General features: G+C 72.2%; 18 protein-coding genes. 5 read left to right on the top strand and 13 right to left on the bottom strand.

All coding sequences use genetic code 11. The features are described from left to right. Nucleotides 1-35: 35 nt before the first annotated feature. A complete protein-coding gene (locus ACA514_RS31180; RefSeq protein ID WP_375044833.1) occupies nucleotides 36-380 on the bottom strand; it encodes a TfoX/Sxy family protein in 345 nt (114 codons plus the stop codon). 65 nt (nucleotides 381-445) lie between these two features. Continuing rightward, nucleotides 446-1,018 (bottom strand): dienelactone hydrolase family protein, encoded by a 573-nt coding sequence (locus ACA514_RS31175; protein WP_375044832.1) that lies wholly within the window; start codon nucleotides 1,016-1,018, stop codon nucleotides 446-448. A 166-nt stretch (nucleotides 1,019-1,184) separates the two neighbouring features. Here ACA514_RS31175 and trxB point away from each other — a divergent pair, with 166 nt between their 5' ends. Then, a complete protein-coding gene (gene trxB, locus ACA514_RS31170) occupies nucleotides 1,185-2,138 on the top strand; it encodes a thioredoxin-disulfide reductase (RefSeq protein WP_375044831.1) in 954 nt (317 codons plus the stop codon). Nucleotides 2,139-2,196: 58 nt separating this feature from the next. Continuing rightward, nucleotides 2,197-2,511, top strand: coding sequence for a thioredoxin (gene trxA, locus ACA514_RS31165; protein WP_375044830.1), 315 nt, complete (start codon nucleotides 2,197-2,199; stop codon nucleotides 2,509-2,511). A gap of 71 nt (nucleotides 2,512-2,582) precedes the next feature. Here the strand turns inward: trxA and ACA514_RS31160 are convergent, their stop codons facing one another. From ACA514_RS31160 to ACA514_RS31150, 3 genes are all read right to left on the bottom strand, one after another. Further along, on the bottom strand, nucleotides 2,583-3,173 hold the full coding sequence (locus tag ACA514_RS31160) for a hypothetical protein (RefSeq protein WP_375044829.1): 591 nt from the start codon (nucleotides 3,171-3,173) through the stop codon (nucleotides 2,583-2,585). 49 nt (nucleotides 3,174-3,222) lie between these two features. Continuing rightward, nucleotides 3,223-4,083 carry a serine/threonine-protein kinase gene (locus ACA514_RS31155; protein WP_375044828.1) on the bottom strand — a complete coding sequence of 287 codons (861 nt, stop codon included), beginning with the start codon at nucleotides 4,081-4,083 and terminating at the stop codon, nucleotides 3,223-3,225. 148 nt (nucleotides 4,084-4,231) lie between these two features. Next, nucleotides 4,232-4,849 (bottom strand): GNAT family N-acetyltransferase, encoded by a 618-nt coding sequence (locus tag ACA514_RS31150; protein WP_375044827.1) that lies wholly within the window; start codon nucleotides 4,847-4,849, stop codon nucleotides 4,232-4,234. 297 nt (nucleotides 4,850-5,146) lie between these two features. Here ACA514_RS31150 and ACA514_RS31145 point away from each other — a divergent pair, with 297 nt between their 5' ends. Beyond that, nucleotides 5,147-6,379 (top strand): PLP-dependent aminotransferase family protein, encoded by a 1,233-nt coding sequence (locus tag ACA514_RS31145; protein WP_375044881.1) that lies wholly within the window; start codon nucleotides 5,147-5,149, stop codon nucleotides 6,377-6,379. Nucleotides 6,380-6,516: 137 nt separating this feature from the next. Then, the gene (locus tag ACA514_RS31140; RefSeq protein WP_375044826.1) at nucleotides 6,517-7,458 is read left to right on the top strand and encodes a D-alanine--D-alanine ligase; all 942 of its coding nucleotides are present in this window, start codon (nucleotides 6,517-6,519) and stop codon (nucleotides 7,456-7,458) included. 512 nt (nucleotides 7,459-7,970) lie between these two features. On the opposite strand, the gene ACA514_RS31135 is transcribed toward ACA514_RS31140, so the two are convergent. The 3 genes from ACA514_RS31135 to rsmG all read right to left on the bottom strand — a co-directional run bounded on the left by ACA514_RS31135 (nucleotide 7,971) and on the right by rsmG (nucleotide 10,896). After that, entirely contained in the window at nucleotides 7,971-8,984 is a 1,014-nt protein-coding gene (locus ACA514_RS31135) for a ParB/RepB/Spo0J family partition protein (RefSeq protein ID WP_375044825.1), read from the bottom strand. Then, entirely contained in the window at nucleotides 8,981-9,796 is an 816-nt protein-coding gene (locus tag ACA514_RS31130) for a ParA family protein (protein ID WP_375044880.1), read from the bottom strand. Before ACA514_RS31130 ends, ACA514_RS31135 begins: the two co-directional genes overlap by 4 nt. 371 nt (nucleotides 9,797-10,167) lie before the next feature. After that, nucleotides 10,168-10,896: a 16S rRNA (guanine(527)-N(7))-methyltransferase RsmG gene (gene rsmG, locus ACA514_RS31125; protein WP_375044824.1), complete on the bottom strand. Its 729-nt coding sequence runs from the start codon at nucleotides 10,894-10,896 to the stop codon at nucleotides 10,168-10,170. Between the two features lie 169 nt (nucleotides 10,897-11,065). Between rsmG and ACA514_RS31120 the strand changes: the two genes are divergently transcribed. Further along, nucleotides 11,066-11,554 (top strand): DUF6458 family protein, encoded by a 489-nt coding sequence (locus ACA514_RS31120; RefSeq protein ID WP_375044823.1) that lies wholly within the window; start codon nucleotides 11,066-11,068, stop codon nucleotides 11,552-11,554. 358 nt (nucleotides 11,555-11,912) lie between these two features. Here ACA514_RS31120 and ACA514_RS31115 read toward each other — a convergent pair whose 3' ends face one another. From ACA514_RS31115 to rpmH, 5 genes are read right to left on the bottom strand one after another with little or no spacing between them, the layout of a single operon-like run. Beyond that, on the bottom strand, nucleotides 11,913-12,398 hold the full coding sequence (locus ACA514_RS31115) for a protein jag (protein WP_375044822.1): 486 nt from the start codon (nucleotides 12,396-12,398) through the stop codon (nucleotides 11,913-11,915). Nucleotides 12,399-12,434: 36 nt separating this feature from the next. Beyond that, nucleotides 12,435-13,457 (bottom strand): membrane protein insertase YidC, encoded by a 1,023-nt coding sequence (gene yidC, locus ACA514_RS31110; RefSeq protein ID WP_375044821.1) that lies wholly within the window; start codon nucleotides 13,455-13,457, stop codon nucleotides 12,435-12,437. Next, nucleotides 13,450-13,821 carry a membrane protein insertion efficiency factor YidD gene (gene yidD / locus ACA514_RS31105; protein ID WP_375044820.1) on the bottom strand — a complete coding sequence of 124 codons (372 nt, stop codon included), beginning with the start codon at nucleotides 13,819-13,821 and terminating at the stop codon, nucleotides 13,450-13,452. Before yidD ends, yidC begins: the two co-directional genes overlap by 8 nt. Continuing rightward, complete coding sequence (rnpA, locus tag ACA514_RS31100; protein WP_375044819.1) at nucleotides 13,818-14,186, bottom strand: ribonuclease P protein component; 369 nt, start codon at nucleotides 14,184-14,186, stop codon at nucleotides 13,818-13,820. The genes yidD and rnpA overlap by 4 nt, the downstream gene beginning before the upstream one ends. A 12-nt stretch (nucleotides 14,187-14,198) precedes the next feature. Further along, nucleotides 14,199-14,336, bottom strand: coding sequence for a 50S ribosomal protein L34 (gene rpmH / locus ACA514_RS31095; protein ID WP_151593908.1), 138 nt, complete (start codon nucleotides 14,334-14,336; stop codon nucleotides 14,199-14,201). Nucleotides 14,337-14,472: the final 136 nt, after the last annotated feature.

Below are 14,472 nucleotides of genomic sequence, written 5' to 3'. Positions count from 1 at the left end.
CCGTTCTCCGGGCGGGAGCCGGGCGCCGGCGGAACTCAGCGGCGCCCGGACTTGGCCGGCAGCGACCGCGCGTAGGAGACGCCGCGCGACACCCACCGTTCGATCTCGTCGGGCGGGCCGTCGGCGTCGGCGTCGACGTGCAGCCACCCGCGCATCTCCCGCCCGCCCATCACCATCGGCCGCACCCGCTCGCCGTCGGCCAGCGCCTCGGCCTCGGCCGGGTCCACCCGGACGAGCAGGCCGCCCTGCCGGCTCGCGGCGACCGACATGTTCCCCCCGATGAGGAAGGCCAGCCCGCCGAACATCGGCTGCTCGGTGACGCGTTCCTCGCCCGCGATCAGTTCGCGGATGAGATCGGCGAGATCGTGGTCGTAAGCCATGGCCGGATTATGCTCGCCGCCACCGACATTCAGTCCGCCCGGCGGCCGGGGATCCGGACGGCCGGCTACAGCGACGCCAGGAAGTCGAGGGCGATCGCCCAGGCCCGTTCGGCGGCCTCCGGGTCGTGGTCGGGCAGGTCCGGGTCGGTGAACAGGTGCCCGGCGCCGCGGTATCGGAAGACCTCCACGTCGGCGCCCGCCTTGCGCATCCGCAGGTACCAGGCGTTCAGCCAGTCGACCGGCTCGTAGGTGTCGGGGTCGGCGACGTGCAGCTGCACGGGGATCTCGGTGGACGCGTCGTCGGCCAGGTCGGACGTCCCGTGCATCAGCAGCAGCCCGCCGGCCTTCTCGTCGCCGAGCGCCAGGTTCTGCGCGATCGCCGCCCCGAGCGAGAAGCCCGCGTACACCAGGCCGCCCTGGTCGGTGAGCGGCGCCGCCGCCGCGACCGCCCGCCGCAGCAGCGCGTCCCGGCCGATCTCCTCCTTGATCTCGACGCCCTCCTCGGGCGTGTCGACGACCCGGCCGCCGTACAGGTCCGGGACGGTGACCTCGTGCCCCGCGCCGCGCAGGCGGTCCGCCGCCTGGTGCACGGCCGGACGCAGCCCGAGCATCGAGTGGAGAAGCAGAATGCGTGCCATGGGCACCACCCTACGGCGGTGGCCGGACGGGCCGGGGGCCCTACCGCGGCGCAGGTCACGGGGGCGGCGGCGCGTACCGGGAATCCCCTGGCCCTAGTATCGGTTGACGCGACTGGCAAGGCCGCGCGGTGAGGCGACCGAAGGCCAAGAGGAGAGGCGCACAACAGTGAGCGACGTCCGTAACGTCATCATCATCGGGTCGGGCCCCGCGGGCTACACGGCCGCGGTCTACGCGGCCCGCGGCGACCTGAAGCCGCTGCTGTTCGAGGGTTCGGTGACCGCGGGCGGCGCGCTGATGAACACCACCGACGTGGAGAACTTCCCCGGCTTCCCCGACGGCGTCATGGGCCCCGACCTCATGGACAACCTGCGCAAGCAGGCCGAGCGGTTCGGCGCCGAGCTGATCACCGACGACGTCACCGAGGTCGACCTGGCCGCCGACCCCAAGGTCGTCAGGGTCGGCGACGAGACCTACCTGGCCAAGACGGTCATCGTCGCGACCGGCTCCGGCTACCGCGAGCTCGGCCTGCCGGACGAGAAGCGGCTGTCGGGGCGCGGCGTCTCCTGGTGCGCGACCTGTGACGGCTTCTTCTTCCGCGAGCAGGACATCGCCGTCGTCGGCGGCGGCGACACCGCGATGGAGGAGGCGATCTTCCTGACCAAGTTCGCCCGCTCCGTCACCGTGATCCACCGCCGCGACGAGCTGCGCGCCTCCAAGATCATGCAGGACCGGGCGTTCGCCAACGACAAGATCCGCTTCCTCTGGGACAGCGAGGTCGTCAAGATCGACGGCGAGGACCGCGTCACCGGCGTCCAGGTCCGCAACCTCAAGACCGGCGAGCAGTCCCCGCTGGAGATCACCGGCCTGTTCATCGCCATCGGCCACGACCCGCGCAGCGAGCTGTTCACCGGCCAGCTGGAGACCGACGCCGACGGCTACCTGCTGGTGGACGCCCCGACCACGCGGACGAAGATTCCCGGCGTGTTCGCCTGTGGCGACGTGGTCGACCACATCTACCGTCAAGCCATCACCGCTGCCGGCAGCGGCTGCTCGGCGGCCATCGACGCCGAGCGGTGGCTGCAGGACCGGCACGCCGCGGAGACCGTCCCGCAGGCCTGACCAGCACGCCCGTCCGGTGCCTCGACCCGCACCGGGCCGCCTGACCGAAGGAGACACCATGAAAGCCGTGACCGACGCCGACTTCGCGACAGAGGTCCTGGCCAGCGACAAGCCCGTCCTGGTCGACTTCTGGGCCGAGTGGTGCGGCCCGTGCCGGATGGTGGCGCCGATCCTGGAGGAGATCTCCGCGGCGCACGGCGACAAGCTCGAGATCGTCAAGCTGAACATCGACGAGAACCCGAAGGTGCCGGCCGAGTACGGCGTGCTGCAGATCCCGACGATGAACGTGTACTCCGGCGGCGAGGTCGTCAAGCAGATCATGGGCGCCAAGCCGAAGGCCGCGCTGCTGCGCGACCTCGCCGAGTTCCTCTGACCGGCGCCGTCCGCTCGCGGCGGGCGCGGCCCCTGCGGCCCGGGACCACCACGGTCCCGGGCCGCACGCCGTCAGGAGGCGGGGCAGCCCGAGGCGGTGGCGCACCTGCCCAGCTCCGCCAGCTTCCGGTCGGCGTCGGCCCTTCCGGCGAAGAGAAGGTTTCCCTGCCGTACCGCCTCCGCCTGGGGAGCGGGCAGATCGGCTACGGCGATGGCGCTGTTCTCGATCCTCGTCTGCCGGCAATCGCGCTGCCCCGCGCCCCTGACCACCACCACCTTGCCGTCCTCCGCGAGCAGGGCGTACTTGCAGACCCTCTGCCGCAGGTCCGCCAGAGCCGACGGCCCGCTCACGGAATAGGTGTCGTGCACCTGCCGCCCCAAGGCCTCCGGCAGGTCCTCGACCGCGATCGGCGGGCTGGGCTGGTCCTTCGCCTTGCGGGACAGGTCGACGCCCGGCACCTTCTCCGACGTCCCCCGGTACAGGACGACCTTGCCGCCCTCCTCGCCGACGTAGTACCCGCTGCGGAGAGTGTGCAGCCCCGCGATGGCCACGTTCACCAGGAACGCCACCACGAGGACACCGGCCAGCGCGAACGGCCACCAGGCCCGGCGGCCCGGGGCGGATCGTCCGGACGGCGTGGCGGTCTCCTCAGCCGGTCCCACCGCCTCCGTGGGCGGCCCTTCCGCGGCGGGCGTCGCGATGCGCGGTTCCTCACCTCGCGGTGACGGACGCTGGGGTACGGCGTTCCGCGGCGTCGGAGGCCGCGGTGCGGCGATGAGCCGCATCAGCACGGCGTGCGCGCTGGGCCTGCGTGCCGGATCCTTGTCGAGGCAGGCCAGGATCAGGTCGCGCATCGGCCCCTGGAGAGCACCGAGATCCGGGTCCGCGTGGGCGATGCGCGCGATCACCGCGGGCACCGGGCCGCTGCCGAACGGCGGCCGCCCGAGCGCGGCGTAGGCCCATCACGCCGCCCCACGCGAAGACGTCGGTCTCCGGCCCGGCCCGCCCGCCCGCCGCCTGCTCGGGGGACATGTAGGCCGGGGTGCCGATCAGGCCGCCCGAGACGGTCGTGCTCGACTCGACGATGCGGGCGATCCCGAAGTCGATGACCCGCGGCCCGTCCGGCCCGACGAGGACGTTGGCGGGCTTGAAGTCGCGGTGCACGATGCCCGCCTCGTGGATGGCCACCAGCGCGGTCGCGGTCGCGACGGACAGCCGGTGCAGCGCGTTGCCCGTCCGGGGGCCGTCCGACCGCACGATCTGCTGCAGGGACGGCCCGTCGACGTACTCGCTCACCACGTACGGCCGGTCGGAGCCCAGGTCGGCGGCGATGATCTGGGCGGTGCAGAACGCCGCGACCCGCCGGGCGACCTCTAACTCCCTCGCCAGCGCGCCGCGGTCCTCCGCTCCGGAGACCAGCCCGTCGTGCAGGACCTTGATCGCGACGAGCGTGCCGTCGCCGGACCGGCCCTGGTAGACGACGCCCTGGCCGCCGGCGCCGAGCCGGCCCAGGATCTCGTAGCCGCCGAGCCGGCGCGGGTCGCGCTCCCCCAGGGGACCGATGGGCTGCATCTCCGCTCCCGGGGACGTTCCGCGTGGCCGGTCTGGCCTGAGGTTAGACCGCGGAGCGGGCCCGCCGGTTCGGGTCGGGACGGCCGCCTGTGGCCGATCCAGGCCGCGCGTTCCCGCGCGCCCCCGGCCGGGAAGCCCTGAACGGCCCTCAGGCGGGCCGGAGCGCACCCTCCGGGGTCATGGACCCCAGCAGCCGTTCGAGGGCGACCTCGACGTCCTCACGCCACGACAGGGCGGACTTCAACTCCAGCCGCAGCCGCGGGTACCGGTGATGCGGGCGGACGGTCTTGAACCCGACCGACAGCAGGTAGTCGGCCGGCACCATGCAGCCGCCGTCCTCGCCCTTCAGGTCGCCGAACGCCTCGATCGCCTTCACGGAGCGGCGCGTCAGGTCCTTGGCGACGCCCTGGACGAGCATCCGGCCGAGCCCGCCGCCCGTGAACTCCGCCAGGATGTGCGCCGTCATCAGCAGCACCGCGTCCGCGCTCACCGGGCTCGTCGGGAACGCCACCGAACGCGGGACGTACAGCGGCGGCGCGAACATCACGAACCCCGCCGGCACGTCGTCCACGTACGCGATCTTGCCGCAGGAGCCCCACTCCAGCAGCGTGGAGGAGATCCACGCCTCCTTCTCCAGCCCCGCGTCGCCGCTCGCCCGCGCCCGGTCGCGGCTGACCGGATCCAGCTCCCAGAACACGCAGCCGCGACAGCGGTGCGGGAGATCGTCCAGATTGTCCAGCGTGATGTTGACGAGACGACGCGACACCGGGCCGGCACCCCCTGCTGGCATCCTGTCCGCCGGCGAAGACCCGCGGCACGGCCGGGACCTTCGGGACGGATCGCCCACTTGCGCGGAACTCCCCGGCAACAAACCGGGGTTCTCGGGCATCGTATCGGACGGGGGACGAACGGCCGGGCGGCGCGCCAGGTGCGGGGTTCGACCGATCCCCCTGGAACCGATGCCGTACCTTTGCGTCAAGCCAGCCCCACCCGGAGGTGCCTCGTGGAACAGCACTCGCGAACCGATGCCTACAGCGACCGCTACGCCGCCCGCGCCGCCGGGATGGTGCCGTCGGAGATCCGGGCTCTGTTCGCGATGGTCGCCCGTCCCGAGGTGGTCTCGCTGGCGGGCGGCGCGCCCTACGTGTCGGCGCTGCCCCTCGACGCCGTCGGCTCGATGATCGGCGACCTCGTCGCCGGCAAGGGCGCCGAGGTGCTGCAGTACGGCTCCGCGCAGGGCGACGAGGGGCTCCGCGAGCTCATCTGCGAGGTGATGGCCCTCGAAGGCGTGCACGGCTCCGCGGACGACGTCGTCGTCACCGTCGGCGCCCAGCAGGCCCTCGACCTCATCACCAAGATCTTCGTCGACCCCGGGGACGTCGTCCTCGCCGAGGCGCCCTCCTACGTCGGCGCGCTCGGCACCTTCGCCGCCTACCAGGCCGACGTCGTGCACGTCCCGCTCGACGAGGGCGGCCTGATCCCCTCCGCGCTCCGCGAGACCCTCGCCCGGCTCCGCCGCGAGGGCCGCCGCGTCAAGTTCCTCTACACCGTCCCCACCTTCCAGAACCCCGCCGGCGTCACCCTCACCACCGCGCGCCGCGCCCAGATCCTGGAGATCTGCACCGAATACGACGTGCTGATCGTCGAGGACAACCCCTACGGCCTCCTCGGCTTCGACGGCGACCCCATGCGGGCGCTGCGCGCCGACGACCCCGACCGCGTCATCTACCTCGGCTCGTTCTCCAAGACGATCGCGTCCGGCCTGCGGGTCGGCTGGGTGCTCGCCCCGCACGCCGTCCGCGCCAAGCTCGTGCTCGCCGCCGAGTCCGCGATCCTGTGCCCGTCGAACTTCTCCCAGCTCGCCGTCCGCGAGTACCTCGCCACGCAGCCGTGGCGCGAGCAGATCAAGGACTTCCGCGAGCTGTACCGCGAGCGCCGCGACGCGATGCTCGACGCGCTGGAGCAGCTCATGCCGGACGGCTGCACCTGGACGCGCCCCGCCGGCGGCTTCTTCGTCTGGCTCACCCTCCCCGAGGGCCTGGACGCCAAGGCGATGGCCCCCCGCGCGATCGCCGACCGCGTCGCCTACGTCGCCGGCACCGGCTTCTACGCCGACGGCGGCGGCCGCCGCAACATGCGGCTGTCCTACTGCTTCCCCGAGCCCGACCGCATCCGCGAGGGCGTCCGCCGCCTCGCCGCGGTGGTGGAGAAGGAGATCAGGCTGCGGGACACTTTCGGGGGAGTCGAGCACGACGGCCCCGGCGGTGTGCACACCCCGGGCCCGGGCATCGTCTGAACGGGCCCCGGGCGCGCGGCGGGGCCGCAACGCCCGGGTACCGCCCGGTTTCGCGTAACCGCGCCGGCTCCCCCATGCTGGGGAGCCGGCGTTTTTTCGTCGCCGCTCCAAGTCCGGACGCCAGAAGGGCACCTGCTGTGGAACTCGGGCACGTCGTCGTCCTCGCCGGGGGACTGTCCTACGAGCGAGAGGTCTCGCTGCGCTCGGGCCGCCGCGTCACCGACGCGCTGCGCGCCCTCGACATCCCCGTCGAACTGCGCGACGCCGACGCCACCCTCCTGGACTCCCTCGGCGACGACCCGCCGGACGCGGTGTTCCCCGTCCTGCACGGCGCGGCGGGGGAGGACGGCTCGATCCGCGACGTCCTCGACCTCCTCGACGTCCGCTACGTCGGCGCCCGCCCGGACTCCTGCCGCGTCGCCTGGGACAAGCCGACCGCCAAGTCCGTGGTGCGCCGCGCCGGGCTGCGCACCCCCGAGTCCGTCGCCCTCCCCAAGGAGGTCTTCCACGACCTCGGCGCCGCGTCCGTCCTCGACCAGATCATCCGCGGCCTCGGCCTGCCGCTGTTCGTCAAGCCCACCCGCGGCGGCTCCGCCCTCGGCGCGTCCGTCGTCCGCGAACCCTCGGAACTGTCCGCCGCGATGGTCGGCTGCTTCGCCTACGGCGACGCCGCGCTCGTCGAGCGCTACGTCGAGGGCACCGAGATCGCCGTCAGCGTCATCGAGCGCCACGGACAGCCGCAGGCGCTGCCCGCCGTCGAGATCGTCGCGGCGGGCGGGCGCTACGACTACACCGCCCGCTACGACGCCGGCGACACCGAGTTCGTCACGCCCGCCCGCCTCACCGCCGACGCCGCCGAGCGCGCCACCGCCGCCGCCGTCACCGCCCATCGCGCCCTCGGTCTCCGCGACCTCTCCCGCACCGACCTCATCGTCGACGCTGACGGTGAGGTCCACTTCCTCGAAGTGAACGTCGCGCCCGGCATGACCGAGACGAGCCTGCTCCCCCGCGCCGTCAGCGTCGCCGGCCTCGACCTCGGCGAGGTCTGCCGCGACCTGATCGTCGCCCAGTTCGACTGACGCCCGCCCCTCGATGTTTCCCGTGAAACATCGAGGCGTCGAGACGGCCGATGTTTCACGGGAAACATCGGCAGCGCCCAAGCCTCCGCCAAGTCGTGACGCCGAAGCCTCCCGCAATCGCCCGCAGGCGACCATCTCCGTCACACCGACCGTCCAGAGGTCACAGCGGAGCGATGTTTCCCGTGAAACATCGACTCCCGGGCGACTGGTGAGTGGCGACCACCCCGCCGCCGGGCATCAGCCTGGTGAACCCACGGGGGAGGCATCCGACTTGCATCGCCCTCGCTTCTCAATCAGCAAGGCCGCGCCGCGTTCGTTAGGGGAGAGCGTCCACCTCGTCGCCCCGGGAGACCCTGCATAGGGTCACCCGAGCCTCATCGAGTTCCCGGGACTCCAGAAGCCAGCCCCAGGCGTGCCGCCTGCGGCGATGTTTCACGAGAAACATGGACGGGAAACGCGGAGCGCCCCGGAAGGAAGTCTTCCGGGGCGCTCTGATGTAGCGATGTCGAGGCTTACGGCTCGCCGGGGCCGTCCTCGTCGGGGGCCATCGACTTGATGATGCGGTCGAGGTCCTCGAGGGTGGCGAACTCGACCACGATCTTGCCCTTGCTGCGGCCCATGTCGACGCGGACCCTCGTCTCGTAGCGGTCGGACAGGCGGTCGGCCAGTTCCTGGAGCCCGGGGGCGACCGGCTGCTTGCGGCGGCCCTGCCGGGCGGCCTTCGGCTCGTCCTCCACCTCGCGGAGCGCGATCATCTCCTCGACCGCGCGGACGGAGAGGCCCTCCTCCACGATCCGCTTCGCCATGTGCGCCTGCGCCTCGGGGCTGTCGAGGCTGAGCAGCGCGCGGGCGTGTCCGGCGGAGATGACGCCGGCGGCGAGCCGGAGCTGGACGGCGTGCGGCAGGTTCAGCAGCCGGAGCGTGTTGGTGATGTGCGAGCGGGAGCGGCCGATGCGTCCGGCGAGCTGCTCGTGGGTCGCGTTGAAGTCCTGCAGCAGCTGCTGGTACGCGGCCGCCTCCTCCAGCGGGTTCAGCTGCTGGCGGTGCAGGTTCTCCATGAGGGCGTCGCGGAGCAGATCGTTGTCGCCGGTGTCGCGGACGATCGCGGGGATGACGTCCAGCCCGGCCATCTGCGAGGCGCGCAGCCGGCGCTCGCCCATGATCAGCTCGTAGTCGTGCTCGCCGGACTCCGCCCGGCGGACGACGACGGGCTGCAGCAGCCCGACGATGGCGATCGACTCGGCCAGCTCTTCGAGCGCCTGCTCGTCGAAGTGCTCGCGCGGCTGGCGCGGGTTGCGCGTGATGGACTTGACGGGCAGCTCCGCGAAATGCGCCCCCGCGACGAGCGGGGCGTCCGGGGACGCGGCGCCGTCCTGGCCGGAGCCGTTCGGGCCGCCGGGGAAGCCGGGCCCGCCCGTGCCGCCGGTTCCGCCCGCGCCGGCCGGCTCGTCCGCCGGCGGCGGGGGCGGGGCGGTGGGGATGAGGGCACCGAGCCCCTTGCCCAGACCGCGTCGCTGCTGGCTCACTTCCTCGCCCCTCCATGGGCCATTTCCGAGGCGGCCTCGCTGTAGGCGAGGGCGCCGCTGGAACCCGGGTCGTACGTCATGACGGACTGCCCGTAGCTCGGCGCCTCGGAGACGCGGACGCTGCGGGGGATCACCGTGTTGAGGACGACGTCCCCGAAGTGGCTGCGGACGTCCTCCGCGACCTGCGCGGCGAGCCGCGTCCGGGCGTCGTACATGGTGAGCAGGATGGTCGACACCCACAGTTTCTGGTTGAGGTGCGCCTTGACGAGGTCGACGGTGCGGATGAGCTGCCCGAGCCCTTCGAGGGCGTAGTACTCGCACTGGATCGGGATGAGCAGCTCGTCGCCGCCGACGAGGGCGTTGACGGTGAGCAGGCCGAGCGATGGCGGGCAGTCGATCAGCACGTAGTCGAACTTGTCGGTGTCGTAGGCGTCCAGCGCGCGGCGCAGCCGGGACTCGCGGGCGACCTTGGAGACCAGTTCGATCTCGGCGCCGGCGAGGTTGAGCGTCGCGGGCGCGCAGTACAGGTTCGGGATCTCCGGGGCCGCGACGACGATGTCGGCGAGGGCCATGTCCTCGATCAGGACGTCGTAGATGGACGGGATCTCGGCGTGGTGCTCGACGCCGAGCGCGGTGGACGCGTTGCCCTGCGGGTCGAGGTCGACCACCAGTACCTGCGCGCCGTGCATGGCGAGCGAGGCGGCGAGGTTCACCGAGCTGGTGGTCTTGCCGACGCCGCCCTTCTGGTTGGCGATGGTGATGATGCGGCAGTGGTCGGGCCGCGGCCATTCGCGCTCCCTGCGGCCGGACATCGCCTTGAGGGCGGTGACCGCTGTTTCATGTGAAACCTTGGCGTCCTTGAGCGCCTCGCGCACGAGTTCTGACTCCCCCTGAGATGGTCCGGTGCGCGGGCCCGCCTGCTGTGTGCCGGCGCTGGTCGGCACATAGCCGACGTTCTCCGCGGTACCGGACGTCGTGTTACCCCACATTGCGTGCCCGGAGGGCGCGGCCGCCGGCGTCGTCGCGGCGCCGGCGTCCCCCCGCGTCTCCTCGTCGGCCTGCGCGGCCGGGCTCGCGGGGGTCTCCCGCGCGGGCTCGGCTCCGCCGGTCCCGCCCGGGCCGGGCGGTCGTTCGTCGGGGGATTCGTCGGCGCGGTCAGGCCGGCCCAGTCCTGGTCCCGTGCTCATGAAGACCTCTTCCTCGACCCTTCAGCGCGCCGGGGCGCGCGTTGTCGTCGCCCGGCCGCCGCACTGCGGTCCGCCGGCCTGCCGGCGACCACACGGACAAGCGTTGTCGGCGGGTCGACCATACCGCGCCCGACTTGGAGCAGTTCGGTGGTACGCACCCCGAATCGCTGCAGAACGGGCTCGGCTTCGGCGAGTTCCGCGGCGGCCCGCTCGCCTTTCAGCGCCAGCAGCTCGCCGCCCGGGCGCAGCAGCGGCAGCGCCCACTTCGCGAGACGCTCCAGCGGGGCGACCGCGCGCGCCGTCGCGACGTCCACCGAGAACTCCTTGGCGACCTCCTCGGCGCGGCCCCGGCGGACCTCGACGTTGCGCAGGTCGAGCATCTCGACGCACTCGTCGAGGAAGGTGGTGCGCCGCAGCAGCGGTTCGAGCAGCGTGACGCGCAGGTCGGGGCGGACGATCGCGAGCACGATCCCGGGGAGGCCGGCGCCGGACCCGATGTCCACGACCTGCGCGTCCGCCGGGATCGCCTCCGCCACCACCGCACAGTTGATCAGGTGCCGCTCCCAGAGCCGGTCGGCCTCGCGCGGCCCGATCAGCCCGCGCTCGACGCCCGCGTCGGCGAGGAACGCCGCATAGCGTTCCGCGATCGGCAGCGCTTCCCCGAAAACCTCGCGTGCAATCCCCACCATCCGAATCGTTCCACAAAACAGCGTGACGGCGTACATGCGCAACGTCCCGGGCCGGAACACCTCGTCTCCGGGGGCGCGAAACCGCTCCCGCCCAGGCCGGAACGGCGAACTCCTTGCGGTATGGCAAGAACCACATGTCCGTCCGCATATTCGGCGTCCGCCGGGTAGAGGGACGGTGTCGCCCCCCTGGAAGGAGCTCCGAGACATGGGAATCGGAGTCAGTCTCGCGTTCATCGCCATCGGCGCGATCCTCGCGTTCGCCCTCCGCGTCGATCTCGCCGGCGTCGACATCCACCTCGTCGGCTGGATTCTGATCTTGGTGGGGGCCATCAGCATGGCGTTCACCCTCAGTTACACGCGCCCGCGGCGCCGCGCCGGCCGGATAGCCGGGGCGGACCCCGCCTACGGGGACGAGCCGGGCACCGTGGTGCGCGAGGAGCACATCATCGAGGACCCGCCGCCCGCGGGCCGTCCCGCCGAGCGCGTCGAGCGGGTCGTCGAGCACCCCGCCGACGAGGGCGTGCCGCACGGCCACGCGGCACAGGACCCCGCGGTCGCCCAGGACCCGGCGATCGCGCAGGATCCTGCGACGGAGAACACCCCGACCGTCGTCCCCGACCCGGTCGAGCCTGTCCGCGACCCGGCGCCTCGCGAGCGGAGCGCGTACGGGCGCGTTCCACGCGGACGCAGATGACGGGAACCGCACGGCGTACACGCTGACGCGACTCCGGACGTCCCGCCGACGGCGGACGGGCGCGACCGCCGCGACCTGAACGGCGCCCGCAGCGTGAACGTCCGAGAAAGACCAACCCGGTGTGCTTTGGGCGGCGGTGCACACCGGGTCCCCAGGGGCCCCGCGCCGGTCAGGGCGCGGGGCCCCGCCTCGTCCGCCCACGGCCCTCACCATCGCGGGCGCCTACTCGTCGCGGTTTGAGGGAAGGCGCTCGTTAAGGCCGGGCATGCGAACGGCCCCGGCGTCGTGCTTGTGCCGGGGCCGTTCGGTGGATCATCGGCCGGGCGCCAGTCCAGGCGCCGGGTGCGCGATCGGCGGGTCAGGCCGGGTAGACGACCACGTAGCGCTCGGGCTCCTCGCCCTCGGACTCGCTGCGCAGGCCCGCCGCCGCCACCGCGTCGTGGACGATCTTGCGCTCGAACGGGGTCATCGGGGCGAGCGGCTTCGACTCGCCGCTCTGCTTCACCTCGTCGGCGACGTCCGTGCCGAGCTTGGTCAGCTCGGCGCGGCGGCGCTCGCGGTAGCCGCCGATGTCGAGCATGAGGCGGGTGCGGTTGCCCGTCTGGCGGTGCACGGCCAGCCGGGTCAGTTCCTGCAGCGCCTCCAGGACCTCGCCGCGCTTGCCGACCAGCTCGTCCAACGAGGCGCCGACGACGGCCACGACGGCGCGCTCGCCCTCGACGTCCATGTCGATGTCGCCGTCGTAGTCACCGATGTCCAGCAGGCCCTCGATGTAGTCGGCGGCGATCTCGCCTTCCTGCTCGAGGGCCTGGACGTCGACCTCGGTGGTGTCGGTCTGGCTCAACGGGGTCTCCTTCTTCGGCGAGGACAGGGGTCCAAACTAGCGCTTCGGGCTGCCGCTCCGCTTGCTGCGGGACTTGCGGGTCGGCTGGTTGCGGACGACCTTGGGCTTGGTGTCCTCGGGCTCGGGGGCCGGCTCCGGCTCCTTCTTGAGCTTGGCCTTGATCCCGGACGCCGCCTGGCCGTTCTTGCCGCCGGCCGCCTTCGCACCCGGCTTCGTGCCCGGCTTGGCACCGGTCTTCGCGGCCGGCTTGGACCCGGCGGTCTTGGTGCCCGCGGTGGTGCCGGCGTCGGCGGTCGCGTCGGCGGGCGGCGGGAAGCGCTTGTAGATGTAGTGCTGCTGCGCGAGCGTCCAGGAGTTCGACGTCACCCAGTACATGAGCACGCCCAGCGGGAAGCCGAGCCCGAAGAGGCCGAAGAGGGGCGCGAGGAAGACCATCATCTTCTGCGCCTGCATCATCGGGTTGGCGTCGGCCGCCGCGGCGGGCTGGCGCTTCATGCTGGCCCGGACGGTGAAGAAGGTCGTGCAGGAGCTGGTCACCACCGCGATGCCGGTGATGACGATCGCGCTCCAGGTCTTGTCGCTCCAGGCGTTCAGGAACGTGTCCGGGATGTGCGCGCCGAAGATGTTGGCGTTCTGGGCGCTGTGCACCAGGTCGGCCGACATCGCGAAGACGCTGTGGCCCTCCTTGGCGTCCGAGATCCGCTTCAGGGTCTGGAACAGGCCGATGAAGACCGGCATCTGCACGACCAGGGGAAGGCAGCCCGACAGCGGGTTCGCGCCGTTCTCCTGGTAGAGCTTCATGACCTCCTGGTTGAGCCGCTGCTTGTCGTTCTTGTACTTCTTGCGCAGCGCCTGAACCTTCGGGTTCAGTTCCTGCATCTTCCGTGAGGCATGGATCTGCTTCACGAACAGCGGAACGAGGACGAGCCTCAGCAGGACGGTCAGCAGGATGATCGAGCCGCCCCAGGCCCATCCGCTGTCCTCGGGGAAGACGACGCTCAGCCCGGCGTGGATCCACACGATGAGCTGAGAGACGATCTCGTACAACCAGTCAAGCACCGGGCAGCTCCTTGGGCTCTGCTAGGGCGGGGCCGCGTTCCTTGCGGCCGGAGTTCGAAGAGGCCGCCCCGGACGTGCCTGAGGGCGTCTTCTTCGGCGGCACCGGATCGTAGCCGCCGGGGTGGAAGGGGTGGCACCGCGCGATCCGGCGGACCGTCAGCCAGGTGCCGCGCACCGCCCCGTGCACCTGGAGGGCCTTCAGGCCGTAGGTGCTGCAGGACGGGGTGAAGCGGCACTGCTGCCCGAGCAGGGGACTCAAGAAGCGGCGGTAGGCGCGGACGAGAAGGATCAACACCGCGGCGACCGGACCTGGGGTCGTCGCCGGGCGCTGTGCGGGGATCGGCTCCCCGTGCCGGTTCCTCATCTCCGCCCCTTGGACGCGGGCCGCAGCAGCCGGTCGAGCGCCGACTCCAGATCCGCGGCCAGTTCGTCGGGGCGCGCCTCGCCCGCGCGGGGGTTGGCGCGCACTACGAGCAGGCTACCCGGTGGAAGCCGGTCCACGTGCCCGCGCGCGAGGTGCCGCAGCCGGCGCCGCACCGCGTTGCGGGTCACGGCGTTGCCGACGTTGCGCGCAACGATGAACCCGACCAGCGCCGGAACGGCGGCCTCGTCGGCCTCCTCCGGGCGTAGCAGGTGGACGACGACGTTAGGCCGTCCGGCGCGGCGACCGCGCCGGACGGCCAACGAGAAGTCGTCCCGCCGCCGCATCCGGTGCCCGGACGGCAGCATGAGAAGGAACGGTCAGACCGCGACGCGGGCACGGCCCTTGCCGCGCCGCGAGGAGAGGACGGCGCGCCCGGCGCGCGTGCGCATCCGCAGCCGGAAGCCGTGCTTCTTGTGGCGGCGGCGGTTGTTCGGCTGGAATGTACGCTTGCTCACTTTGAGGCTCCAGTGCTGCGGTCGGTTCGACTAGAAAAGGTGCGATAGCTCGCATCGAGGGCCCGCGTTCGGTCCCCCGCAGCGGGGGCCCACCCGTGCCGTCCGGGCGGACGACCGGCGGGCACGCGTCACCTCC

Origin of the sequence: Actinomadura sp. NTSP31 (assembly GCF_041951385.1) — a bacterium.
GTDB classification, from domain to species: domain Bacteria; phylum Actinomycetota; class Actinomycetes; order Streptosporangiales; family Streptosporangiaceae; genus Spirillospora; species Spirillospora napierensis.
The sequence above is the reverse complement of the archived record's forward strand: the minus strand, read 5'-3'. Positions and strand labels throughout refer to the sequence as shown.